The 23,556-nt window shown below is 68.1% G+C and carries 19 protein-coding genes; 7 read left to right on the forward strand and 12 right to left on the reverse strand.

All coding sequences use genetic code 11. The features are described 5' to 3' along the window. Nucleotides 1-10 precede the first annotated feature (10 nt). From rpsR to ACFV9G_RS14170, 6 genes are all read right to left on the reverse strand, one after another. A complete protein-coding gene (gene rpsR / locus ACFV9G_RS14145; protein WP_008355445.1) occupies nucleotides 11-247 on the reverse strand; it encodes a 30S ribosomal protein S18 in 237 nt (78 codons plus the stop codon). Nucleotides 248-318: 71 nt separating this feature from the next. After that, nucleotides 319-921 (reverse strand): single-stranded DNA-binding protein, encoded by a 603-nt coding sequence (locus tag ACFV9G_RS14150; protein WP_378728097.1) that lies wholly within the window; start codon nucleotides 919-921, stop codon nucleotides 319-321. 107 nt (nucleotides 922-1,028) lie between these two features. After that, a complete protein-coding gene (gene rpsF, locus ACFV9G_RS14155) occupies nucleotides 1,029-1,316 on the reverse strand; it encodes a 30S ribosomal protein S6 (RefSeq protein WP_091044123.1) in 288 nt (95 codons plus the stop codon). 104 nt (nucleotides 1,317-1,420) lie between these two features. Next, entirely contained in the window at nucleotides 1,421-4,651 is a 3,231-nt protein-coding gene (locus ACFV9G_RS14160; RefSeq protein ID WP_378728098.1) for a heavy metal translocating P-type ATPase, read from the reverse strand. Between the two features lie 5 nt (nucleotides 4,652-4,656). Further along, the gene (locus ACFV9G_RS14165; RefSeq protein ID WP_378728099.1) at nucleotides 4,657-4,860 is read right to left on the reverse strand and encodes a heavy-metal-associated domain-containing protein; all 204 of its coding nucleotides are present in this window, start codon (nucleotides 4,858-4,860) and stop codon (nucleotides 4,657-4,659) included. Between the two features lie 34 nt (nucleotides 4,861-4,894). Next, nucleotides 4,895-5,215 (reverse strand): metal-sensitive transcriptional regulator, encoded by a 321-nt coding sequence (locus tag ACFV9G_RS14170; protein ID WP_378728100.1) that lies wholly within the window; start codon nucleotides 5,213-5,215, stop codon nucleotides 4,895-4,897. Between the two features lie 72 nt (nucleotides 5,216-5,287). Here ACFV9G_RS14170 and ACFV9G_RS14175 point away from each other — a divergent pair, with 72 nt between their 5' ends. The 3 genes from ACFV9G_RS14175 to ACFV9G_RS14185 all read left to right on the forward strand — a co-directional run bounded on the left by ACFV9G_RS14175 (nucleotide 5,288) and on the right by ACFV9G_RS14185 (nucleotide 9,345). Beyond that, nucleotides 5,288-6,082: a deoxyribonuclease IV gene (locus tag ACFV9G_RS14175; protein WP_378728101.1), complete on the forward strand. Its 795-nt coding sequence runs from the start codon at nucleotides 5,288-5,290 to the stop codon at nucleotides 6,080-6,082. 203 nt (nucleotides 6,083-6,285) lie between these two features. After that, entirely contained in the window at nucleotides 6,286-8,325 is a 2,040-nt protein-coding gene (locus ACFV9G_RS14180; protein WP_378728102.1) for an acyltransferase family protein, read from the forward strand. A 399-nt stretch (nucleotides 8,326-8,724) separates the two neighbouring features. Then, the gene (locus tag ACFV9G_RS14185; RefSeq protein ID WP_378728103.1) at nucleotides 8,725-9,345 is read left to right on the forward strand and encodes a DUF5317 family protein; all 621 of its coding nucleotides are present in this window, start codon (nucleotides 8,725-8,727) and stop codon (nucleotides 9,343-9,345) included. Between the two features lie 222 nt (nucleotides 9,346-9,567). Here ACFV9G_RS14185 and ACFV9G_RS14190 read toward each other — a convergent pair whose 3' ends face one another. The 4 genes from ACFV9G_RS14190 to ACFV9G_RS14205 all read right to left on the reverse strand — a co-directional run bounded on the left by ACFV9G_RS14190 (nucleotide 9,568) and on the right by ACFV9G_RS14205 (nucleotide 14,683). Then, nucleotides 9,568-11,601 carry a CHAT domain-containing protein gene (locus ACFV9G_RS14190; RefSeq protein ID WP_378728104.1) on the reverse strand — a complete coding sequence of 678 codons (2,034 nt, stop codon included), beginning with the start codon at nucleotides 11,599-11,601 and terminating at the stop codon, nucleotides 9,568-9,570. A gap of 400 nt (nucleotides 11,602-12,001) precedes the next feature. Then, on the reverse strand, nucleotides 12,002-13,555 hold the full coding sequence (locus tag ACFV9G_RS14195; RefSeq protein ID WP_378728105.1) for a S8 family serine peptidase: 1,554 nt from the start codon (nucleotides 13,553-13,555) through the stop codon (nucleotides 12,002-12,004). A 13-nt stretch (nucleotides 13,556-13,568) separates the two neighbouring features. Further along, nucleotides 13,569-14,084 (reverse strand): hypothetical protein, encoded by a 516-nt coding sequence (locus ACFV9G_RS14200; RefSeq protein ID WP_378728106.1) that lies wholly within the window; start codon nucleotides 14,082-14,084, stop codon nucleotides 13,569-13,571. Beyond that, nucleotides 14,084-14,683, reverse strand: coding sequence for an RNA polymerase sigma factor (locus tag ACFV9G_RS14205; RefSeq protein ID WP_378728107.1), 600 nt, complete (start codon nucleotides 14,681-14,683; stop codon nucleotides 14,084-14,086). The genes ACFV9G_RS14200 and ACFV9G_RS14205 overlap by 1 nt, the downstream gene beginning before the upstream one ends. Nucleotides 14,684-14,974: 291 nt before the next feature. On the opposite strand from ACFV9G_RS14205, the gene ACFV9G_RS14210 reads away from it, so the two are divergent. Both ACFV9G_RS14210 and ACFV9G_RS14215 read left to right on the forward strand, forming a co-directional pair. Further along, nucleotides 14,975-16,138, forward strand: coding sequence for a lipid II:glycine glycyltransferase FemX (locus tag ACFV9G_RS14210; RefSeq protein ID WP_378728108.1), 1,164 nt, complete (start codon nucleotides 14,975-14,977; stop codon nucleotides 16,136-16,138). A 7-nt stretch (nucleotides 16,139-16,145) separates the two neighbouring features. Further along, entirely contained in the window at nucleotides 16,146-17,198 is a 1,053-nt protein-coding gene (locus ACFV9G_RS14215; protein WP_378728109.1) for an alanine racemase, read from the forward strand. Here the strand turns inward: ACFV9G_RS14215 and ACFV9G_RS14220 are convergent. Both ACFV9G_RS14220 and ACFV9G_RS14225 read right to left on the reverse strand, forming a co-directional pair. Next, complete coding sequence (locus ACFV9G_RS14220) at nucleotides 17,156-18,577, reverse strand: glycosyltransferase family 87 protein (protein WP_378728110.1); 1,422 nt, start codon at nucleotides 18,575-18,577, stop codon at nucleotides 17,156-17,158. The genes ACFV9G_RS14215 and ACFV9G_RS14220 overlap by 43 nt on opposite strands. 27 nt (nucleotides 18,578-18,604) lie before the next feature. Then, a complete protein-coding gene (locus ACFV9G_RS14225; RefSeq protein WP_378728111.1) occupies nucleotides 18,605-21,151 on the reverse strand; it encodes a transglycosylase domain-containing protein in 2,547 nt (848 codons plus the stop codon). A gap of 557 nt (nucleotides 21,152-21,708) precedes the next feature. On the opposite strand from ACFV9G_RS14225, the gene ACFV9G_RS14230 reads away from it, so the two are divergent. Both ACFV9G_RS14230 and ACFV9G_RS14235 read left to right on the forward strand, forming a co-directional pair. Then, a complete protein-coding gene (locus ACFV9G_RS14230; RefSeq protein ID WP_378728112.1) occupies nucleotides 21,709-22,362 on the forward strand; it encodes a PadR family transcriptional regulator in 654 nt (217 codons plus the stop codon). Between the two features lie 42 nt (nucleotides 22,363-22,404). Continuing rightward, complete coding sequence (locus ACFV9G_RS14235) at nucleotides 22,405-23,487, forward strand: inositol-3-phosphate synthase (protein WP_378728113.1); 1,083 nt, start codon at nucleotides 22,405-22,407, stop codon at nucleotides 23,485-23,487. Nucleotides 23,488-23,556: the final 69 nt, after the last annotated feature.

The following is a 23,556-nucleotide window of genomic DNA, read 5'->3' on the forward strand; positions in this document are numbered from 1 at the left end:
TCGATCCTCCTCAGCGACCGGTGGAGGTGTAGGGCAGCAGAGCAACCTCGCGCGCGTTCTTGACGGCGATGGCCACGTCGCGCTGGTGCTGGACGCAGTTGCCGGTCACGCGACGGGCGCGGATCTTGCCACGGTCGGAGATGAACTTACGGAGCAGGGTGGCGTCCTTGTAGTCGACGCCGGTCGCCTTCTCCTTGCAGAACTGGCAAACCTTCTTCTTAGGCTTGCGAATCACTGCCTTGGCCATTGTGGTGCTTCCTTTCTAGAAGCCCGGCGAGCGCCGGAATGGTTGAGGGATTCGGAATATGGATCTGTTGATCAGAAGGGGGGCTCGTCGTTGCCCACGCCCGGGGCTGCCCATGGGTCGTTGGCCGGCGCGCCGCCGCCCGCGTTGGCGGGCTGCTGCGGAGCCGGCGAGGCCCACGGGTCGTTGCCACCGGCTGGAGCCTGCTGCTGGCCACCGCCCTGGGGGCCGCCGTAGCCGCCACCCTGGTTGTAGCCACCGCCGCCGCCACCCTGGTTGTAACCGCCACCGCCACCCTGGCCGCCGGACTGACGGCTGGCCTTGGTGACCTTGGCGGTCGCGTAGCGGAGCGAAGGACCGATCTCGTCGCACTCGAGCTCGAAGACAGTGCGCTTCTCGCCCTCACGCGTCTCGTAGGACCTCGACTTCAGGCGCCCCTGAGCGACGACACGCATGCCGCGCTGCAGGGACTCGGCGACGTTCTCAGCAGCCTGGCGCCAGATCGAGCAGCGCAGGAAGAGGGTTTCCCCGTCCTCCCACCCGTTGGTCTGGCGGTTGAAGGTGCTGGGCGTCGAAGCAATCGTGAAGTTGGCAACCGCTGCACCCGACGGCGTGAAGCGAAGCTCCGGGTCGTCGGTGAGGTTGCCGATCACGGTGATGACGGTGTCGCCTGCCATGAGATCTCCCTTGAGTCTGATCTGGGTGTCGGTGTCGGTTCAGGAGTTGTTCCTCGTGCGACCAAACATAGGACGCACCGCCGACATTTCCGACGATGACATCCGCGTCACTTGGACGGACGGATGACCTTCGTACGCAGGATCTGCTCGTTGAGGCCAAGCTGGCGGTCGAGCTCCAGAACAGTCTTCGGCTCGGCGGTCAGGTTGACGACGGCGTAGATGCCCTCGGCGTTCTTGTTGACCTCATAGGCCAGACGACGGCGTCCCCAGACGTCAACGTTCTCGACGGTGCCACCATCAGTGGTGACGACCTTCAGGAACTTGTCAAGGGTCGGGGCGACGGTGCGCTCATCGAGGCTGGGCTCGAGGATCACCATTACTTCATAGGCGCGCATAGCGTTCTCCACCTCCTACGGACTCGGCGGCCATGGTCTCTCCATGGCAGGAGGGCTGATGCGATGTCCGTTCTCCAATCTGTGGAGAGGGACGCGTCAGCGTATCAACCAGCGGAACCCGTGGCCGAATCCACGGCCTCGACCGTGAACGGCAGCGTGACCACCTCGCCGTCGCCGAGTCGGAACTGGGCCCAGAGGCGGTAGAGACCAGCCTTCGGTACGTCCAGGTGCAGCCCGAGCTCGGGCCCGAAGGTCGCCCCGGGGACCGCCAGCTCGGCACCTTCGGCGTGGCCGTGCACGAACGTCTCGCCGTCCGCGCTCATGACCACGACGTGGCCGGCAGCGCCGAGGTAGGGCTGTAGATCGTCGACAGTCTTCCCGGTGCTGTCCTCGAACCGGAAGTGCAGGTCGCTCTGCTCGTCGGCGACCGGCGTGCCGTCGAGGGTGACGGTGAGATTGTCGACAGTCGACGATCTCGGGCTCGCCTCCAGCGGGACGGCAGGGGGCTGCGTACCTTCGACGGTGAGCTGCTGCCGATCGAGCACGTCGGCCATGGCGGCACGGCGTCGGAACTCGGTATCGACGCGGTAGGTGCCTCCGGCGGGGAAGGTCACGTCGGTCTCGAGCTCGCCCGGTCGGCCGGTCGGCTCGGCGTGGAGGTGGCGGAACCAGGAGAGGTCCTGACTGGTCACGATGACGTGCATCCAGGCCTGGTGGGTGCGACCGAGGTCGGTCACGGGGTCGCCGGTCGTGGCGTCCGTGACGAGGAACCGTAGCCCACCCTCGCGCCGCGTGATCGCGACGTCGATGCCCGACTCGGCGGAGGCGACAGGAGCGATGTCGACCTCATGCATCTCCGTCATCGACGGCCGCATCGGGCTCATCCCCTGCGCCCACTCCAGGATGCCGTTCATCCCACGCTGCGCAGGCTCGGTGCGCGACAGGTAGGTCAGCCCGGCCCCGATCGAGATCGCGATCACGGCCGTGACCAGGAGATATCCACCGTCGCGGACGCGAGTGACGAAACCCCGACCGGCGTACGCCTCAGGCGTCTCGGGTCGGCGGAAGCCGCGCAGGCGCAGGGCGTTGGTGACGACGCTGACCGAGCTCATCGCCATCGCCGCGCCGGCGAGGACGGGGTCGAGGAGGGCGAGCGCGGCGACCGGGATGAGGAGCACGTTGTAGGCGAACGCCCAGAACAGGCCCTGCTTGATCGTCGCGACGGTGCGCCGGGAGAGCGCCAGCGCGGTCACCACGCCGCGGAGGTCACCGCCGACCAGGGTGATGTCGGAGGCGGCCAGGGCGACGTCGGTGCCGGTGCCGATCGCGATCCCGACGTCGGCCTGGGCCAGCGCCGGAGCGTCGTTGATCCCGTCGCCGACCATCGCGACGACCTTGCCCTCGTCCTGGAGCTGCTGGATCCGGGCGAGCTTCTGCTCGGGCAGCAGGCCGCCGGCCGCGTGGCGTACGCCGACCTCGTCGGCCACCCTCGCCACCGTCGCGGCCGCGTCGCCGCTGAGGATGTGCACCTCGACGCCCGAGTCCTCGAGCAGACGCACCGTCTCCTTGGCCTCGTCGCGGACCTGGTCCTCGACACGGATGCTGCCGGCGTACGCGCCGTCGACCGCGACCAGCACCGCGCCGTTGTCCGTCGCGTCGATCCCTTCCTCTGCCAGCATCGCCGCGTTCCCGACGACGACCCGTCGCCCGTCCACCATCGCGCTGATCCCGCGCCCGGGGTGAGCCTCGAATGCCGAGACGTCAGGCGCGTCGGCCGAGGCGTCACGTACGTCGGCCGAGATGGCACCAAGTGACGCTTCGGCCGACCGGAGTGACGCCTCGGGCGACGGGAGTGACGCCTCGGCGTGGGCTCGCAGGGCGGAGGCGAGGGGGTGGTCGCTGCCGGTCTCGGCGGCGGCGGCGATCTCGACCAGCGCGCCCTGCGTCCAGCCAGGGGCGGGGACGATCTCGGAGACCTCGGGCTTGCCGTGGGTAATCGTGCCGGTCTTGTCGAAGACGATGGCGGTGACGGAGCGGGCGCGCTCCAGGGTCTCGCCCGAGCCGACGAGTACGCCGAGCTCGGCCGCGCGGCCGGCGCCGACCATGACGGCGGCCGGCGTGGCCAGTCCGAGGGCGCAGGGGCAGGCGATGATGAGGACCGCGATCGCGGCGGTGACAGCGCTGGTGAGGCGCTCGGCGTCGGGGCCGAGGACCAGCCAGCCGACGAAGGTCAGCGCGGCGACGACGAGGACGGCCGGCACGAACACCTCGGAGACCCGGTCGGCCAGACGCTGCAGCTTGGTGCCGGACCCCTGGGCCGACTCGACCATGGCGATGATCTGCGCCAGCGTCGTCTCGGAGCCGACGGCGGTCGCCTCGATCTCGAACGAGCCGGTCTGGTTGATCGTGGCGCCGATGACGATGTCGCCCTCGGCCTTCCGGACCGGGTCGCTCTCACCAGTGAGCATGGACTCGTCGACGTACGACGCCCCCGCGACGATCCGGCCGTCGACCGGGATCTTCTCCCCGGCACGTACCCGGATCCGGTCGTTGACCTGCAGGTTCGCCACCGGGACGGTGACATCGCGACCGTTGCGGACGACCGTGGCCGTCTCCGGCATCAGGCCGACGAGGGCCTTGACCGCATCGGCCGTACGCGACTTCGCCCGTGCCTCCAGCCAGCGGCCCATCAGCACCAGCGCGACGATGACCAGGGCGGTCTCGAAATAGAGGTGGAGTGGCAGGCCCCACGCCTCGGCCTGGCCCATCCACAGGGTCACGAAGGCGCTGTAGGCGAAGGCGATGCCGGTGCCGAGCGTGACCAGGGTGTTCATATCGACCGATCCGTGGCGCATGCCTCGGACCGCCGCGACGTAGATGTCGCGGCCCGCCCACCACTGGGTGACCGCGGCGACCACGAGCACGATCGACATCACCGGCTCCATGGCGTCGACGGGAAGCGGGACGTACATCAGGGCCATCAGGCCGAGGCCCACCGCCAGGGCCGTGACCCACCGCCGCTTGAGCTGGACGAGCTCGGTCTCGCGGCGTACGTCCCGATCGTCCACTACCTCAGGCTCCTGTGGATTGTCGACAGTCGACGATCTCAGGACAGCCTGATAGCCCGCCTTCTCGATGGCGGCGCTGATCTCGGCGAGGTCGGTGCGGGCGGGGTCGAAGTGCACGAGGGCGGTCTCGGTGGCGAGGTTGACGTTGGCGTCCTCGACACCCTCGACACGGCTGATGGCCTTGGTGACGCGGCGCACGCAGCTCGCGCAGGTCATGCCCTCGATCTCGACCTGCTGCTCCGTGGGGGTCGTGGCGGTGGGGCTCATCGAGATCAGGCCAGCGAGTAGCCGGCCTCTTCGACGGCCGCGCGGATGGCGTCGTCGGAGACCGGCTCGGATGCGGTGACGGTGACGTTGCCCGAGGCCAGGTCGACGTCGACGTTGCTCACGCCGGCGATCTCGGTGACCTCCTCGGTGACGGAGGAGACGCAGTGTCCGCAGGTCATGCCGACGACAGTGAAGTTCTGGGTGCTCATGGAGATCTCTCTAGGGTTGTTGGATTGTTGACAATCAGGACTTGACGAGGCGAGCGATGGCAGCAGAGGCCTCGGCGAGCTTCTCGTCGGCCTCGGCACCACCGTTCTGGACCGCGCCGGCGACGCAGTGACCGAGGTGCTCGTCGAGCAGCCCGAGAGCGACCGCCTGGAGCGCCTTGGTCGAGGCGGAGACCTGGGTGAGGATGTCGATGCAGTAGGCCTCGTCCTCGACCATCCGCTGCAGTCCGCGCACCTGACCTTCGATGCGCTTGAGGCGCTTGAGATAGGCCTCCTTGTTCTTGTTGTGGAGGTATCCGTGATCCGCGTAGCCTTCGGGCCCAGTGTGCTCGTCCATGCGGTCTACCATACCCCCGTAAGGTATGAAGTCAAGCCGATGGATGTCGGTGCCGCGTCCTAGACTGGCCCCATGGCTGTTGCGATCGGTGCCCACGTAGACCAGACCGACCCCGTCGCCGAGGCGGCCGCGCGCGGCGCGAGCCTGGTGCAGTTCTTCCTGGGCGATCCCCAGTCCTACAAGGGCCCGGTGGTGACGTACGCAGACGGCGCGGCAGCGCTCAAGGCCCGCGCGGAGGAGGCCGGGATCGACCTCTACGTCCACGCGCCCTACATCATCAACGTCGCCACGACGAACAACCGGATCCGGATCCCGAGCCGCAAGCTCCTCCAGCAGCACATGGACACCGCGGCCGAGGTCGGCGCCAAGGGCCTGATCGTCCACGGCGGTCACGTCAACAAGGACGACGACCCTGCGAAGGGCTTCGACAACTGGCGCAAGGCGATCGAGGCGACCGACATCAAGGTCCCGCTCCTGATCGAGAACACCGCCGGCGGCGACAACGCGATGGCCCGCTACCTCGACCGGATCGCGGGCGTGTGGGAGGCCATCTCCACCGCCGAAGGCGCGGAGAACGTCGGCTTCTGCCTCGACACCTGCCACGCCCACGCCGGTGGCAACCCGCTCGAGACGGTCGTCGAGGACGTCCGCAAGATCACCGGCCGGATCGACCTGGTCCACTGCAACGACTCGCGCGACGAGTTCGACTCCGGCGCCGACCGCCACGCCAACTTCGGCGCCGGCCGCATCGATCCCGACCTCCTCGCCGGCGTCGTCCGCGACGCCGGCGCCCCGGTGATCTGCGAGACCCCCGGTGGCGCCGAGGAGCACACGAGCGACTTCGCCTGGCTCCGCGACCGACTCTGACCGATTCTCACCAAATCTTCAGTTCTGTCAGCCGAGTCATGAGTCATGACGGACGAAATCGCGCATTGATCCGCCATCACCGAAGATTCGTTCGCAAGAACTGCGATCTCGCTCACCAGAGGTGAAGATTCGACTGAGAATCGGCCCGTCCAGCGGGACTGTCGGCTATGACCCAACCGGGCCATTGACATATCGTCCTCCGAATGAGTTCGAACTGGCGCGCCGATGTTCAGGGTCTCCGTGCCGTCGCTGTCGGTCTGGTGATCGCAGGACACGCGGGGCTCTCAGGGTTCGAGGGGGGATTCGTCGGAGTCGACGTCTTCTTCGTCCTCTCCGGGTTCCTGATCACCACCCTGCTGCTGCGTGAGACCGACCGCAGCGGCACGGTCAGCATCAGTCAGTTCTACGCCCGCCGCGCCCGCCGGATCCTGCCGGCGGCGACCGCGACGATGCTGGTCGTGCTCACCTACAGCGCGATCGTCCTACCCCAGACCCGCACGGACCAGATCGCCGGCGACGCGGGCTGGGCAGCGGTCTTCCTGGCCAACGTGCACTTCGCCAAGGAAGCCGTCGACTACTTCAACACCGCCGCGCCCTCGCCGTTCCAGCACTACTGGTCGCTCTCGGTCGAGGAGCAGTTCTACGTCGTCTGGCCGCTGCTGGTGCTCGCCGTCGCGCTCTGGATCCCGAAGCATCACCGCCGTCGCGCGATCACCGCGCTCGCCGCGCTCGTGGCGGTGGTCAGCCTCGCCTGGTCGCTGCACGCCACCAGCGTCGACCCGACCACGGCCTACTTCTCCACCCCGGCCCGCGCCTTCGAGCTCGCCGCGGGCGCCCTCCTCGCCTGCGTCGCGGGCCGACTGGCAAGCATCAAGAAGCCGTACGCGACAGCCCTGGGCATCGCCGGCGTCGGCACCCTCGTCTACGCCACCGTGAGCTTCAGCGAAGCGACCCACTTCCCGGGCTGGCACGCCCTGGTGCCGGTGCTCGCCACGGTCGCGCTCCTGGCCGCCGGCCCCGCGACCCCGACCGGTTGGCTGCTCTCGAAGCAGCCGCTGCGCTACCTCGGTGACATCTCGTTCAGCCTCTACCTGTGGCACTGGCCGATCCTGATCCTCGCCCCCGAGGCGATCCCCGGTGGCGGCGTACGCCAGCTGCTGATCATGCTGGCGCTCATCCTGGCCGCCTCGGCGGCGAGCTACCACTGGATCGAGATGCCGTTCCAGCGCCACAAGATCCCGCACCTCACCAAGGGCCGCCGCGCGCTGGCCCTCTGGCCTGCCGCCGCTGCCCTCGCGCTGGTCGCAGGCACGAGCTCCCAGGCGTACGCCGGCTATCAGGTCGACGTTGCCAAGGCCAACGCGGAGGAGTGGTTCCAGGAGAACCCCGACGTCCTCGACACCGACGACAAGCCGGTCACCGGCGTCCTGAAGACGACGGTCAAGGCCGCCGAGGACGGTGCCCCGCTGCCGCCGGAGGCCAAGTTCGACGCCTCCGACTCGTGGGCCGAGCGCGGCGGCTACTGCTACGCGGGCTACGGCGAGACGAAGCTCGACGGCGACTGCGTCTACGGCGACGGCAAGGCCGACCGCACCGTGGCCGTCGTCGGCGACTCCCACATCGGGATGTGGCTGCCTGCCCTCGACACCCTCGCCGAGCGCCAGCACGTGAAGCTGGTCCCCTTCGTGAAGCTCGGTTGCGCCGCCTACGGGGTGAAGCAGAAGTCCTCGAAGATGACCGTCGCGGAGTGCGAGGACTTCCGGAAGTGGACCAACGAGCAGATCACCGAACTCGACCCGGACACGATCGTCGTCGGCGCCCGCGGCATGCTCGACATGGAGGAGCGCGACGGCGTCTCGACCGAGGAGCAGTGGCGAGAGGGCGTACGCCACGGCGTCGGTGCCTTCGAGAAGGTCACCCCGGACGTACGCGTCTTCGCCGACGTCCCCTCCGTCGACGATGACCCCGGCGAGTGCCTCTCCGACGTCCGCAACCTCCTCCAGGACTGCGTCGTGAACGCCGAGGGCACCGAGGTCGACTCCAACGAGGTGACCCAGGAGGCGCTCGACGGGACCGAGGCCGCGTACGTCGACATCGTCGACCTGGTCTGCACCGAGCGCTGCCCGCTCGTCGTCGGCGACGTCGTCACCTACTACGACGACTCCCACATCACCGCGACCTGGGTCGACCGAGTCACCCCGGCGCTCGGCAAGCGCCTCGGCCGACTGGACCGTTCCGCCTAGAACACATTTCAGTTCTGCGGCGGCGAACCATTGCCGTGGCACCGGCAGAGCGGAAGAATCGAAAGTTGCCGAGCGGGGCAGTCATCCCCTCACCGCCCCGCTCGGCCCAGGCCTCGGGCGACCCCGACAACATGGTCAAGCCTGTCGGGCCCAAGCCGGACGCGGGTTGGGCATCCCCCTCGTGCCCAACCCGCGCTGCGGCCCCGAAACCGCCGCCTCCCCCAAGGCGGCGGCACCAGCGTCCGAACCGAATTCCCCCGAATCTCGAGCCGGACAGCCCCAAGGAGTACGCGGCGGACCGCCTGATACACGGGCCTCGAGAATTCCCCGCCGGCTTGCTCCGCACGAGTTGCCTCGTTCCCCCTCCTGGTGCGGCAGGGCGCCATTACGCTCCTTCGCATGCCCGGCCCAGGAATGCTCACGCTGATGGTGCTGCCCGCGGTCATCGGCCTCATCATCGTCGCCCGTCCGAATGTCGCGCTGTCGCTCAGACGAATCCGAGGCACGTGGCTGATCGCCATCGCCGCAGCGCTCCAATTCGTGCATGTCGAGGGGTGGTGGCCTGAGCAAGTCCCGGAGACCACCGAACGTCGGGTCTACGCAATCTTCGTCATCATCGTGGCGTTGACGTTTTCCTGGCTCAACCGGTCGCTCTGGAGTCGAAGGACGGGGCGCTGGGCGTTGTCACTGATCCCGCTTGGAACCATTTCGAATGCCATCCCGATAGCGGTTCTGGGGGCAATGCCGTACAGCATTCCCGGCGCCCGCGCTGCTGGTTACACCGAGGCGGAACTGGTAACTGATGCCCCCGGCTACATCCGCCTCGTGGACGTGTCGCCGTTCTGGACCCCGCTCGCGGACCTGATCCCGGTCCCCGTTCTGATGAAGGTCCTGAGCGTCGGCGACCTGTTTCTCATTTCCGGCCTTGTCCTGTTGATCGCCGCCTGCTCTCTATCCCGGGCAGATGCAGTCTCAGAACCGGTCAGAACTGGCGACGGATCTACGCAGCCGTCGGTGTAGTCCCACACCGATCCCATCTCTACCCCACGAGAGGAGGAACTGATGAAGTTCGACGACCTCAAGGCACGCGTGTACCTCGCCGGAGCAACAGTCGTACCGACTGCACTGGCGATCTACGCTCTCGCGGCGCCGCACAACCAGCCCGACTAGAGCAGAGCATCGGCGGGCGCGGCCAGGAGTTTCGTCGTCCGCCGATGCGGCACCAACTGATGGTCCGACGACTTACGAGAAGCAAACAAACGGGGCTGGCGGAGCGTCGGCCGTTGCGGCAGGTAGGGACTCAGCGAGGGCTTCGGCAGGGGCCAGGCCCTTCGCGAGGGCGCCGTGGAGACGGCTGAAGACCTCGTACGCAGCCTCGTCCGCCACCACCGCAGGAGACGCGATCACGGCGCGAGCGCCGGCGTGCAGCCAGGCGCCGACGAGCCCGATCAGCTCCTCGCCCCAGCGGATCGTCGACCGCCCGACCTCGCAGGCCGAGAGGAGCACGACGTCGGGGACAGCAGCGAGGCCGTCGATGTCGTAGCCGTACCAGGTGCCGTCGGCGAGCTCGAGGCCGGAGAAGAGCGGGTTGTCGGCGGAGTGGTGGCCGTGCGCGGCCAGGTGGAGTACGTCGACCTCGGCCGCCAGCGCGGACACCGCCGTTGCGGTGGCGTCGGTGCCGGTGAGCGTGTGAGCGCCGGACCAGGCGGTGGCGCTCTTGGCCACCTCGTCGGCGGCGCGCATGACGCGCGGTCCGGCGACGAAGCCTGCCTTCTGCGTACGCAACGGGGTGTCGGCGCGGCTCAGCCAAGCGGTGGCGCTCTGGGCGACCGTCACCGGTCGGCCGGTCAGGCCGGGCAGCAGGGTCCACGGCACCGCCGCCAGCACGGCCGACGGAGTCAGGACGACCGGGCGGTCACCGATCTTCTCGAGAATCGGGGCGACGAGCAGCGCGGAGAGCTGTTGGAGCCGCACGGTCAGGTCACCACGTACGGCAACACCGAGCGGTCCCGGGAGGTCGGTCGCGGCGACGTCGAGATCCGGCAGCAGGCCACCCAGGAGTGACCCGAGCGCAGCCTGGTCACCGAGGTCGATCCGGGTGGCGGAATCGGCGGCCGCCACGACGGCGACGAGGCGTCCGGCGGCAACGACGTAGGCGACGAGAACATGGTCACCGATGCGTTCGTACAGGTCAGGAAGCCCGACCGGATCGGAGACCTGACCAGATCCCTTGACCCGCCAGGCCCGCTGCCGGATCTGCTCACGCAGCTCGGCCTCACGCTCGGGCGTCACCTCGCCGCGCAGCTCCGCCAGGTCGCTGGCGAGCTGGGGGTCTGACGGCGGCCGCACCGGCTGAACCCGGGAGGCCAGCATCCGAGACCGCTCGGACCACTCGAAGAGCACGTCGGTCTCGCCCGACTCAACCGCCAGCTCCAGGCCGCGCCTGGCCAGGGTGCGGCCGTGGCCGGCGACGTTGGTCTGCAGATCCAGACTGCCGAACGAGCTCTGCCACAGATGGAAGTCGTCGAGCCCCGCCCGAAGCTCGCGGAGTCCGGCGACGGAGCGGCCGGCGGCGACCGCCAGCTCGGCACGGAGCTCTCGCTCCAGCAGGCGGATGTCGATCGGCGCCTCCGGCGGGACCGGACCGATGACCCTGCCGCTCGCCGGTCTCGTCGGTAGGCCGGCCCGGTCCGCCGACCAGATACGGTCGAGGCGGGCCTGCATGCGCACCCGAAGAGCCGGCCAGTTCAGTCCCTGCTCTTCGAGCGGACCGGCCAGCGCCTCGCCGTCCTCGCTCGGACCGACGCCGGCGGTCACCGCCGCTTCGAACGCCACCGCCCGAGCCCGCAGTGCCAGCCCCGGCGCCCGCGCCTCCTCGAACCAGCCCAGCGCCGAGCGCGCCACCCGCTCCGCCTCAGCGGGATCCGTCGCGACCAGATGCGAGGCGAGCACCAGCTCGGCCTCCCCCTGCCGCTGCCGCTGCCCCTTCGATCCGTACGCCTCGGCCGCCTGCCGCAGCATCTCCCCGCCCTGCCGCGTCAGGCCCGCCGCCATCAGTACTTCGGCCCGGTCTGCGTCGCACACCGCCTTCACCAGCGGGCCTGCAGCTGCCTGAATGTCGTACGACGACTCCATCAGCGCCAATGCACCCACCAGGTCACCTGACAGGAAGAGCGCGTACGCCCGGTTGTGCTCCGCCTTAGCAGCCGAGACCTCCTCGCCAGCGTCTCGAAAATTGCGCGCGGCCGCATCGAAGTCCGCTGCTGCTGCCGACACATCGTGTCGATCCAGGTGGACGGTTCCCCGATTCAGGTGGGCCTTCGCCAAGTCCGATTTGTCATCGAGCGCCTCGATCGACTCGTCGAACGCCGCAAGAGCATCGCCGGCACGGCCAGCGCGGCGTAGGAGTGTCGCCCGCTGCTGCAGCAGCGCACCGCGAGTCGCACCGCTGAGTCCGTCGAATCGAAGCGCTCGATCACAGAGCTCCAAGGCACGCTCCAAATCGGATGCGTCGGCCTCGAGGTAAGCCAACGTGGATTCGATCCGCGCCAAGAGTGGCGCACTTACCGCTAGGCCCAGCGCAGTCTCAAGAAGGTGCTTGGCCTCAGATACCTTTCCCGAACTGAGCGCCGCCACACCGAGCCTGTGAAGCTCCGCCGGGTCTTCGGTCTCCATGTCAGGGAGCTTCGGTGCCTTGCCTCAATGAGGTCAACTCCTCAAGCGCTACCCAAGCGCGCTTGATGTCCTGCTTCGTATCACCAGGACGTCCACCGTCGAAGAGAGCTTGTGCAATACGGCCGGCGAGCAGAGGCGCGGCGAAAGAAGTACCACTCCACGTTCCGAATCCACCTGTGAAGTCGTCCGGATCGATCGAGGTCCGGGACCGCCCCATGAACTCGGTGGCGATGGATGCCTGATAGCCACCTTGGAACGTCGGCGGGAACGTGCTCACCACACCAGCACCACGTTCGTATGCCCGCACCCAGGCTCCTGAGTTGCTGAATACCGCGTCAGTGGTGCCGTTTGGGTTGAGAGCCCCGACCGAGACGATCGGGAGCACATCCGGTCTCGGTTCGATTGGCCCGTTCTCATCACTCCACGGCGCAAATGCGGCAGGGAAGTACGGCCGTGCCGTTGCGTCATTGCCAGCCGAGCAAACCACGAGGGTGCCGTTCGCAGACAGATCTGCAAGGACGTCGTAGAGCGTGCAGTCGAACAGCTCATCTTCCGGCGTCTCGTGGTAGTAGCCCATGGAAAGGCTCAACACGTCGATGCGCTGGCCACGTGGGTCGCCGGCACGATACAGATGTACAAGCTCCGCGATCTGGGCCAGCGCCGTCACCCAGTCAGTCTCTGCGATCGGGCCGTTCGGAGGCACGATGCGCCATGACAGGATCTCCGCGTCGGGACAGGCCTGATGGACCAGCCCGGCGATAAAGGTCCCGTGACCGGCGACAGGGTCGATCACTCCGTTCAGCGGCCCGACCTGGTCCGCATCGATCTCCGAGTTCGGTGCCCCCGCCGGCCAGCCGATGGGGTGCTCACCCAGATGCACGTCGCGTTGCACGAAATCGAGCCACGGGTGGGGACCGCATCCCGTGTCCAGCACAGCCACGACCGGTCGCTCACGGCCGTTCAGCTCAGTTTCAGACGAGCGACGTGGCGGTGCGCCAACGAAGGCGACAGGCTGGCGCCCGCCGGTGCCGAGTGCGTCGTAGCCGTAGCTGGGGTTCGGCTCGTTGTGCGGGTTGGGCTCGTTGTGCGGGTTGGGCTCGTTGTGCGGGTTGGGCTCGTTGTGCGGGTTCGGCTCGTTATGCGGGTTCGGCTCGTTGTGGGGAGCCGGCACCAGAACATGCTCCAAGCTGATGCCGCATGCGTCATCAGAACCGGACGCCCGCAAGTACTGGAGGACCGTCCACGCATCCGGCGCCTGGACGGCCTTGCCGGGCCGCACCCCGAGGCGCACACGTCGCACACCGAGTCGAAGCCCGACAGCGTGCGGCGGCTCGTCCTCGGCGATAGCGCGCCAGCCAAGTCCCTTGGCAGCCTTCTCGATCCGTTCGAAGGTGTCCTCGAAGTCGACTGATTTGGATACGAGCAGGACAGCCGACGAATAGACCGTCGGGCGCGCTGTGACACCGTCGACAGCGACCGCACTGGTCGGGTCGAGCACACGTGCCTCAGTCGATCCGTATGCCACCGACAGTCGGGGCTCACGCTTGGAATGCACTGTTACTCCTGGATCAGATCTCGAACGTGGGGGTCAGGAAGGCGGAGGAGCCGTCGGCGGGCTCGAAGCGGAGCCGGATGAGACCGGCGGGCAACGAGGTCAGCTCGAAGCGGCCCGAGGCGCCGAGGGTGACGGCGACGATCGGCGTACGGACTTCGTCGGCGCGGATGGCGCGGACGGTCATGGGTGAGCCGGGGACGACCCAGCCGTCGAGGCGGGCGGTGGTGTCGGTGTCGGAGGCGACACGGACCAGGACATCGACACCGGACTGGGCGAACCGCAACGTATAAGCAGAGCGGGCAGAGGCCGGAGCGGCGGAGCGGACTCCGGCTGCCTCCGCATCCAGGGACGACGACTCCACCAGGAGCATCAGCTCCAGGTCGAGCCCGAGCCCGGACTCCTCGGCGGCGCCGGCTGCGGCCGCCTGCATCCGGGAGATCAGGCCGCCTGGCACCGGATCGCCGGACACATAGGCCTGTCGAACCAGGCCCAACAGCTCCTCGCGTGTGGGCTCCTCCGAGCGACCCATCACGACACCCCCTCGTTCTCAAGTGCATCCCGCAGCTTCCCGAGACAGCGGCCGCGGGTGGGGCCGATGCTGCCGATGGGCATCTCGAGCTCTTCGGCCAGGCTGGCGTAGTCGGGCCGATCGGAGAAGGCGACCACGCGCAGCAGCCGCCGGCACCTCTCCGGGAGCGATTCCACAGCCGCCCAGATGAGCGAGTTGCGGTCGCCTTCGACGACCAGCGACTCCGCTGAGCGCTGCGTCGGGACGCGGGACTCGAGCGCCTCGTCCTCCACGGGTACGTCACGCCCGGACCGCTTCGCGACCCGCCAGGCCTCGCGGCGCGTGGTCAGGGTGAGCCAGGCACCGACGGCTGCGGTGTCGAGGATCGAGGAGTGCTTGCGTACGAAGCTGAGCCAGGTGTTCTGGACGACGTCCTCGGCCTGCTCCTGGGTGAGCCGGTAGGAGCGCGCGACCTGCCACAGGATGGGAGTCATCGTCGCGACCAGCTCGTCGAGGGCGGCGGAGTCGCCGCTGAGCCAACGGTCGAAGTCGGCCGTGGCCCGGGACCATACGGTCACGGGTGCGTCGGCATGCCCGACCCCGCGTCGCACCCGTGTCACAGTCCCCTCCTCGACCGGCGGCCTCCGGATCGGCGCCGTGCCGCTGCGGGGCCAGATGACGCGCGGGCGCGTCATCGTGGTGGTCATAGTTGCTGTCACGGCCACAAGGAGGCCGAGGCCCCAAGCCGTGATACATCTGGTCGCCGACAATAGCGGCTCAGCGCCCCGGACTCACTAGGGAGCGGGGCGAATGTCCCCACATTGGGGCGCCGAGAGGCTCGCGGACGGTGCTCACGGCAAGCGCGACCACCGGGATTCGGCCCTACCGCCGGAGCGGGTAGCCTTCTGCGGGTGAGTCTCACCGTGCGCCCCATCACCGCTGCGGAGCATCTCGCCTTCATCGAGAAGCAACCCAGCGTGAGCTTCCTCCAGACCCCGTCGTGGGCCCGGGTCAAGACCGAGTGGCGCTCGGAGTCGGTCGGATGGTTCGACAACCTCCAGGGCGGTTCCATCGTCGGGGCCGCGCTCGTGCTGCACCGGCCGGTCCCGAAGCTGGAGCGGTTCACCCTCGCCTACCTGCCGGAGGGCCCGAGCATCGACTGGTCAGGTGATCTGGCTCCGTGGCTGGAGCCACTGGCGACGTACCTGAAGAAGAACGGCGCCTTCGGCATCCGCATCGGACCGCCGGTCACCACGGCGACCTGGAACGCGAACCAGGTCAAGGACGGCATCGCCGACGACACCGTCCAGCGGCTCAACCAGCTGACCCCGACCCACCGCGACGCGACCGGCGCACGGGTGGTCAGCCAGCTGCGGGCGGCGGGCTGGCGGCTGCAGTCCCCCGAGGACGGCTTCGGAGCGGGTCAGCCGCAGTACAACTTCGTCATCCCGCTGGCCCACGAGGACGGCACCCCGAAGTCCGAGGACGAGGTCCTCAAGGGGATGAACCAGCTCTGGCGCCGCAACATCAAGAAGGCCGCCAAGATGGGCGTCGAGGTGACCGTCGCCACCCCCGTCAACCCGGCGGACGGCGACTTCGAGGGTGACCTGAGCGCCTTCCACGATCTCTACGTCCACACCGCCGAGCGCGACCACTTCACGCCCCGTCAGCGCAGCTACTTCAGCACCATGTTCTGGGCGATGTCGACCGAGGATCCGGAGCGCATCAAGCTCTTCCTGGCCCGACACGAGGGAGACCTCGTCGCCGCGACCATCATGGTCCGCGTCGGCCAGCACGCCTGGTACTCCTACGGCGCCTCCTCGACCGAGAAGCGAGACGTACGTGGCTCCAACGCCCTCCAGTGGGCGATGATCCAGGACGCCATGGCCGCCGGCGCGACCACCTACGACCTGCGCGGCATCACCCCGACGCTCTCCACCGACGACTCCCACGTGGGGCTGATCCAGTTCAAGGTCGGCACCGGTGGCCAGGCGGTGGAGTACGCCGGGGAGTGGGACCTGCCGCTGAACAAGCCGATCTACACGGCCTTCGATGTCTACATGAAGAGGCGCTGATCTCCGTATGCCGCTGAAACTGACCGTTGACGCCGATCGCTGGCGCAAGCACGTCCAGACCTTCGCCGAGGCGACTCCTGGCCTGGTCCCGGTGGCGAAGGGCAACGGCTACGGCCTCACCCTGCGCAAGCTCGCCCACCAGACCGAGTGGCTCAACAGCCTCGACACGGGCGTCGACACGCTCGCGGTGGGCACCTACAACGAGGTCTGGGAGGTCGCGACCCGGTTCAGCGGATCGATCTACGTCCTCACCCCGTGGCGGCCGTACTCGCCCGAGATCAACCCGGAGATCGCCGACCGGATCATCCACACGATCAGCCGCCCCGAGGACCTGCCGCTGCTGCTGGAGCGCCAGCCCGGCGCGCGGGTCATCCTCGAGCTGGTCACCTCGATGCGGCGCCACGGGATGACCCCGAGCGACCTGTGGCCGACCGCCGCCATCGCCCGTGAGCACGCGCGCTTCGAGGGCATCACGATGCACTTCGGCCTCGACGGCGGCTCGCTGGCCGAGGTTCGTGCCCAGATGGACGCCGTCGTCGGCGCCGAGGCGAAGACGGTGTGGGTCTCCCACCTGAGCGCCAACGAGCTGGCCCAGCTGCGCGCGGCCTACGGCGACATCACCTTCCGGCCCCGCGTCGGCACCGCGCTGTGGCTCGGTGACCGCGGCGCGCTCACCGTGACCGCGACCGTCGAGGACGTACATCCGCTCGAGCGGGGATACTCCTACGGCTACCGCGGCCGCACCGCGATGCGCGCCGGTCATCTGGTGGTCGCCTCCGGCGGCACCGCCCACGGGATCGGGCTCGAGGCGCCGCTGGGCGACACCCACCTGCGCTCCCGCGCCCTCGCGGTCGCCCGCGGCGGACTCGACGCCATGGGGCAGTCGCGCTCGCCCTACACGCTCGACGGCAAGGCGCTCTGGTTCGCCGAGCCGCCGCACATGCAGGAGTCGATGCTCATGCTCCCCTCGGGCGCGCGCGTGCCCGAGGTCGGCGAGGAGCTCGAGGTGCGGGTGCGCTACACCGCGACCTCGTTCGACGAGATCATCCTGGATTCCTGAGCCTCCGCGCGAGCCTCGGTCCACCGGACCGGATCGCGCCACGGCTCGTAGATCTCCCGGACCACGACCGCGATCAGATAGATCTCGGCGGCGACCCGGGCGAGGATCGCGAACCAGTAGACCGGCTGGTCGCCACCGCTGCCGGCCAGGATGTCGGCGAGATACCACCAGACCGCGACGAAGTAGAAGAGCTCACCGGCCTGCCAGATGAGCTGGTCACGCCAGCGCGGCACGGCGAGGACGGCCAGCGGCAGCAGCCACAGGACGTACTGCGGTGAATAGACCTTGTTGACCAGGAGAAACCCGGCGACGATCAGGAAGCCCAGCTGCGCCAGCCGCGGCGTCTCGCGAGCCGTCAGCCCGATGATGAGTACGCCGCTGCACCAGGCGATGAAGAAGGCCCAGGAGACGAGGTTGACCGTCTGCGCCGAGATCGTCGCGTCGGTGGCCTGCTGGACGACGAGCCACAGCGAGCCGAGGTCGGGGCCTCGGTCGGAGTTGAAGCTCCAGAAGACCTTCCACTCCTCGAGGCCGGTGGCCATCGCGGGCAGATTGGCGAGGACCCAGGCGAGGACCGTGGCCAGGGACGCGACCGCCAGGTCGTAGTAGCGGCGCCGGCAGATGCAGATCACCACGAGTCCGCCGAGCAGGAACAGCGGATAGAGCTTGGTCGCGCAGCCGAGTCCGATCAGGATGCCGGTCAACAGCGGCCGATCCCGCGACCATGCCCACAGCGCCCCGGCCACGAAGACCACGGCCAGCATGTCCCAGTTGATGATTCCGGTCGCCGCCAGCACCGGGGCGAGCGCGAACGCAGCCGCGTCCCAGGGCCGTCGGCGGTGCGTACGTGCCAGGAACCAGGCGGAGAGCAGCGCTGCGACCGCGAAGCCGATCACGTTGACGACGATGAAGACCCGGATCTCGTGGTGCATGCCGGGCAGGCCCCAGAAGCTCGAGGTCTCGACGAGATGGCGCTCGTCCTCGTCGGGAGTGTCGGTCAGCCAGTCGGTGATGTGGGACGTCGCCCAGGCGTAGTAGGAGATGCCGACCGGATACTCCATCACCTGCTGATAGCGCGCCCGGACCTCAGGATCGGAGGAGTAGGGCCACTCCTGCTCGGCCAGTCCACGGTCGACGTAGAGATAGGGCAGGTCGGAGTAGCAGAAGTGGGTGTATCGGGTGTCGCCGTTGGTCCAGGTGGCGTTGTAGCAGGTCTGCTTGGAGACCATCCCGATCGCGAACGTGAGCGAGGTCAGCAGCAGCAGCAGGCCGACCGCGCTGAACCAGCGCCGTCGGCCGTGTGCGAGTCCCCCGAGAGGACCGCCCACCGCGGTGGAGGCGGTCCGGACGACCGGATCCTCCGCCGCGGGGGCGGTCACTGGACCATCTGTCACGAAGTAAGTGCCCTATTCGGTGTTGGCGCCATTGCCGCCCCCATTATTGCCATCCGCCGGTGGCGAGGACGACTCGCAATCGCCGAACCAGTCGCACGCGGTCTCGGTCACCGTCGGATCGGTCGCCTCGGGCTCGTCGGGGGTCGCCGACGGGTCCGGGTCACCTTCGGTCGCGCCGTCCGTGGGACTCTGGCTCTCCTCCGGCTCCTCGATCGGGATGCAGAGACCCTTGCGCTCGTCCTTCTTGGAGCAGTCCTCCGACGGGGTCGGAGTCGGGTCCGGGGTGTTGGTCAGCGACGGCTCGTGACCGTCCTGCGGCGCCTCGCCGTCCTTCCAGGCCGGCTCCGGGAACTCCTCGATGTCGAGGTCGTCGGTGAGCGTGCCCATGATCTCGGCCCATGTCGACGCGGGGTAGCCGGCACCGAAGTAGGAGTCGAGCCAGCCGTCGAGCTTGCCGGAGCCCTTGCCACGGACGTACATGACCGCCGTGGCGAGCTGCGGCGTGTAGCCGGCGAACCATGCCGAGGAGACGTCGTCGTTCTCGTTGGTCGCGGTGCCGGTCTTGCCGGCGGCCGGCTGGTTGATCCCGCTGACCGTCTGGCCGGTGCCGTTCTTCACGACCTGCTGCAGGGCGTACGACGTGTCGTCGGCGGTGTCCTCGGACATCGCCCGTTCCTCACCGTCACGCTGGTTCCACTCGTAGACGACCTCGCCGTCTGCGTTGATCACCTTCGAGACGAGGTGCACGGTGTTCCGCATGCCACCGTTGGCGATGGTCGCGTAGGCGTTGGCCATGTTGATCGGGCTGATCGCCTGACGACCCAGCGTCAGCAGATAGTTGTTGGGGTCGAAGTCGATCGAGTACGCCGGGATCGAGCGGTAGTCGGCCGGTGCTCCCTCGATGTGCTGCTCGTCCGGCGGCAGACCGGACTTGACCGCCATTTCGTAGACGTCCTCGCTGCCGTTGGGCAGGGCAGCCGACATCTGGACGAACGAGGTGTTGACCGACTCCTCCATCGCCTTGATCCCGGTGATGTGCTTGCCGTAGCTGTGGCCGGATGGGTCAGCGTCGCTCTGGCCCGAGTTTCGAACCGTGCCACCACCGGCGTACTCCAGACCGGCCTCACCGGTCCAGGTGTCCTTGAGCGAGTAGCCCGCCTCGAGGGCCGCGGCGAGGGTGAACGGCTTCATCGTCGAACCAGCCATACCGCCCGAGGCCGCCCAGTTGATCTGGGAGTCGAGGTAGTCCTGGCCGCCGTAGAAGCCCTTGAGCGCACCGGTCTTCACGTCGACCGTCGCGGCGCCCACGTGCAGCTCGTTCTCCGGGTGCTTGGCGCTGACCGCCTTCTTGTCGCTGGGGCGCACCTCCGTGACCGCCTCCTGCGCTGCCTTCATCGCCTTCGCACTGAGCGTGGTGGTGACCTTCAGGCCCTTGCTGTCGATGTCCTCCTCGGTGAAGAGGGGGTTGCCGTTGTCGTCCTTGAGGGACTTCAGCTCGTTCTTCACCAGCGTCAGCGCGTGACCCTTCTGGCCACCGAGGCGGCTGTCGGCGAGCGGCTTGGGGAACTTGGGCAGCGCCTCCTTGGCCTTCTCGACGGTGGCCTCGTCGAAGTCGCTGAGCGCGTCGCCCTCGGCCTTGAGGTCGGCCATGCCACCCAGGACGTACTGGTAGCGGCCGAGCAGCTCGGTGCCGCCGGAGTCCTTGCCTTCCTTCTCCGGGTCGAAGCCGTTGGGGTTGTTGAGGATCGCGGTCAGCGCCGCGGCTTCCTTGATGTTGAGGTCCTTGGCCGACTTGCGGAAGTAGGTCTTGGAAGCGGCTTGGACGCCGTAGGCGCCGCGGCCGAAGTAGACGGTGTTGAGGTAGCCGGTGAGGATCTCGTCCTTCGACCTCTGCCGGGTGATCTTGAGCGAGATCACGGCTTCCTTGACCTTGCGCGAGTAGGTGCGCTCCTGGGTCAGGTAGAGGTTCTTGACGTACTGCTGGGTGATCGTCGAGGCGCCGCCCTGGCTGCCGGTGGTGGCGTTGGAGAACAGCGTGCGCGCGATGCCCTTGAGGTCGATGCCGTTGTTCTTGTAGAAGCTGCGGTCCTCGGCTGCCACGGCAGCGTCCTTGACCAGCGCGGGCATCTCGTCGACGCTCAGCGCGTCACGGTTCTGGTCGCCCGCCTGGAAGCGGCCGACCTCCTTCTTGCCGCCGGCGTAGTAGACGAAGCTCGACTCGGCCTCGAACGCCGCGTTGGCGCTGGGGACGGAGATCATGTTGTAGGAGATGATCACCGCGCCGCTGCCGATCAGCGCCAGGACCAGACCCACGATGGCCGCGATCTTGCCGATCCGGATGGCGAGCTGCTTCTTGTCCAGCGGGCCGTCGTCGAAGCCGTCCTCTGATGCCCCGAAGGCCGACCGCGGGTCACGCGGCTCACCCGGGCCGCCTCGGCCACGACCCGCAGGTCGCTGACCCAGGCGGTCGATCGGAGGCTCACCGGGGCGACGGGGCGACGGCGGCCGAGGAGGTCGTTGACCGGATCGCGGATCGGGGCGCTGGCCGGCGGGAGGCATCGGACGCTGGCTACCACGAGGCTGCGGACGACCGGGCTGGCCTGGCGGCTGACCCTGCGGACCACCCTGGGGGCGGCGCGGAGCCGGCGGTCGACCGCCCGGACCACCCTGCGGTGGGCGCGGTCCGCCCTGGGGTCGTCCTTGCTGTCCGCCGAGATCGGGTCTACGGGGACTGGCACTGCGGGGGCTGGGCCTTTGGGAAAAGCCGCCGGATGGGTCGCTCACGGGTGTAGCACTGCTCCTGTGACTGCCCGGCACGTGACCGGACGGGCTGACACTGACAATCCCCCGACGTCGCTGAATCCCCCCGAGGGAATCCCATCAACCTGACGCGCGACGCTTGCCTGACCTTCCCCGGGTGGATCCTCGGGTAGTCGAACGGCAGCCATCAGCGTACGCAATCGACGCTAGCGCTCCCGCATCCACGCCCAGCGCGCGTCGAGTCACCCGACGTCAACAGTTCGGTGACGGTTGCATCGAAGTGGTCTCGTCAGGCGTATCCAGACAAGACTTAGGTCTCTATTTGCCTTGGCGGATATATCGGTACGATAGGTCGCATGGCACGTCGCGCAGAGACGATCGAGTTGGCAGTCCTTGGGCTGCTGCACGAGTCGCCTATGCATGGCTACGAGCTGCGCAAGCGGCTCAACCTGATGCTGGGCTGGGGGCGAGTGCTGTCGTACGGCTCTCTCTACCCGGCTCTGAAGAAGATGCTGCGCAAGCACCTCATCGAGGAGGAGGCGAAGACCGTCACGCCGGTGACCCGGCGGCCGCGGATCGTCTACCAGCTGACGCCTGCCGGAGAGCGTGAGTTCACCCAGCTCATGTCCGAGGTCGGTCCGATGGCCTGGGAGGACGACAACTTCGACATCAGGTTCGCGTTCTTCGGTCGCACCGACATGGAGATCAGGCTTCGCGTCCTCGAAGGACGTCGCAGCCGGCTCCAGGAGCGGCTCGACCGGGTGCAACGCGAGCTTGCCATGACCCAGAAAGAGGTCGACTCCTACGCCCGCGAGCTTCAGCGTCACGGCGTCGAGTCGGTCGAGCGGGAGGTCCGATGGCTCTCCTCTCTGATCGACGCCGAACGGAACCCCAGGCCTGCGAACGACGAGCAGGCAGCGGGTCGGGGGGATCTGGGGGATGACGATGGCGTACGCGACGAAGCGGACGTCTCGCGCACAGCGCAGAGCAGCCAAGAGAACGAGAAATGACCTCCTGGCCGGTGACGGCCAGGAGTATTGGAAGGAGCCCCGATGGGTTCGGTTCGTGTAGCAATCGCGGGAGTCGGCAACTGCGCCAGCTCCCTGGTCCAGGGTGTGGAGTACTACAGGGACGCCGACCCGGCGGGCAGCGTCCCGGGCCTCATGCACGTCAAGTTCGGCGACTACCACGTCTCTGACGTCGAGTTCGTCGCCGCCTTCGACGTCGACGACAAGAAGGTCGGCAAGGACCTCTCCGAGGCGATCAACGCCTCCGAGAACAACACCATCAAGATCGCCGACGTCCCGTTCAAGGGTGTCGAGGTGCAGCGTGGCCCCACGCTCGACGGTCTGGGCAAGTACTACCGGCAGACCATCTCCGAGTCCGGCCTCGACCCCGTCGACGTCGTCTCGATCCTGCGCGAGAAGGAGGTCGACGTCCTCGTCTCCTACCTTCCCGTCGGCTCGGAGGAGGCGGACAAGTTCTACGCGCAGTGCGCGATCGACGCGGGGGTCGCCTTCGTCAACGCGCTGCCGGTCTTCATCGCCTCCGACCCGGAGTGGGCCAAGAAGTTCGAGGACGCCGGCGTCCCGATCGTCGGTGACGACATCAAGTCGCAGGTCGGTGCCACCATCACCCACCGCGTCATGGCCAAGCTGTTCGAGGACCGCGGCGTCGCGCTGGACCGTACGTACCAGCTCAACGTCGGCGGCAACATGGACTTCAAGAACATGCTCGAGCGCGAGCGCCTGGAGTCCAAGAAGGTCTCCAAGACCCAGGCCGTCACGTCCAACCTCAAGGGCGAGCTGGCCGACAAGATCGACGACCGCAACGTGCACATCGGTCCTTCGGACTATGTGCAGTGGCTCGACGACCGCAAGTGGGCGTACGTCCGGCTCGAGGGTCGCGCGTTCGGTGACGTCCCGCTCAACCTGGAGTACAAGCTCGAGGTCTGGGACTCCCCCAACTCCGCCGGCATCATCATCGACGCCGTCCGCGCCGCCAAGATCGCCAAGGACCGCGGCATCGGCGGCCCGATCATCCCGGCCTCGGCCTACCTCATGAAGAGCCCGCCGGTTCAGATCGAGGACACCGAGGGTCGCGTTCAGCTGGAGGCGTTCATCCGCGGCGAGTAGCACCCTCGCCGAGTCGGCGCATCCTGACCCCAAATCCCGCCGAGTCGGCGCGTTATGACGCGCCGACTC

Origin of the sequence: Nocardioides sp. NPDC059952 (assembly GCF_042730435.1) — a bacterium.
Taxonomy (GTDB): domain Bacteria; phylum Actinomycetota; class Actinomycetes; order Propionibacteriales; family Nocardioidaceae; genus Nocardioides.

Bases quoted from the DNA above. Each gene is read 5' to 3' on its own strand.
- rpsR (WP_008355445.1), bottom strand. From the start codon at position 247: ATGGCCAAGGCAGTGATTCGCAAGCCTAAGAAGAAGGTTTGCCAGTTC.
- ACFV9G_RS14150 (WP_378728097.1), bottom strand. From the start codon at position 921: ATGGCAGGCGACACCGTCATCACCGTGATCGGCAACCTCACCGACGAC.
- rpsF (WP_091044123.1), bottom strand. From the start codon at position 1,316: ATGCGCGCCTATGAAGTAATGGTGATCCTCGAGCCCAGCCTCGATGAG.
- ACFV9G_RS14160 (WP_378728098.1), bottom strand. From the start codon at position 4,651: ATGAGCCCCACCGCCACGACCCCCACGGAGCAGCAGGTCGAGATCGAG.
- ACFV9G_RS14165 (WP_378728099.1), bottom strand. From the start codon at position 4,860: ATGAGCACCCAGAACTTCACTGTCGTCGGCATGACCTGCGGACACTGC.
- ACFV9G_RS14170 (WP_378728100.1), bottom strand. From the start codon at position 5,215: ATGGACGAGCACACTGGGCCCGAAGGCTACGCGGATCACGGATACCTC.
- ACFV9G_RS14175 (WP_378728101.1), top strand. From the start codon at position 5,288: ATGGCTGTTGCGATCGGTGCCCACGTAGACCAGACCGACCCCGTCGCC.
- ACFV9G_RS14180 (WP_378728102.1), top strand. From the start codon at position 6,286: ATGAGTTCGAACTGGCGCGCCGATGTTCAGGGTCTCCGTGCCGTCGCT.
- ACFV9G_RS14185 (WP_378728103.1), top strand. From the start codon at position 8,725: ATGCCCGGCCCAGGAATGCTCACGCTGATGGTGCTGCCCGCGGTCATC.
- ACFV9G_RS14200 (WP_378728106.1), bottom strand. From the start codon at position 14,084: ATGGGTCGCTCGGAGGAGCCCACACGCGAGGAGCTGTTGGGCCTGGTT.
- ACFV9G_RS14215 (WP_378728109.1), top strand. From the start codon at position 16,146: ATGCCGCTGAAACTGACCGTTGACGCCGATCGCTGGCGCAAGCACGTC.
- ACFV9G_RS14225 (WP_378728111.1), bottom strand. From the start codon at position 21,151: ATGCCTCCCGCCGGCCAGCGCCCCGATCCGCGATCCGGTCAACGACCT.
- ACFV9G_RS14230 (WP_378728112.1), top strand. From the start codon at position 21,709: ATGGCACGTCGCGCAGAGACGATCGAGTTGGCAGTCCTTGGGCTGCTG.
- ACFV9G_RS14235 (WP_378728113.1), top strand. From the start codon at position 22,405: ATGGGTTCGGTTCGTGTAGCAATCGCGGGAGTCGGCAACTGCGCCAGC.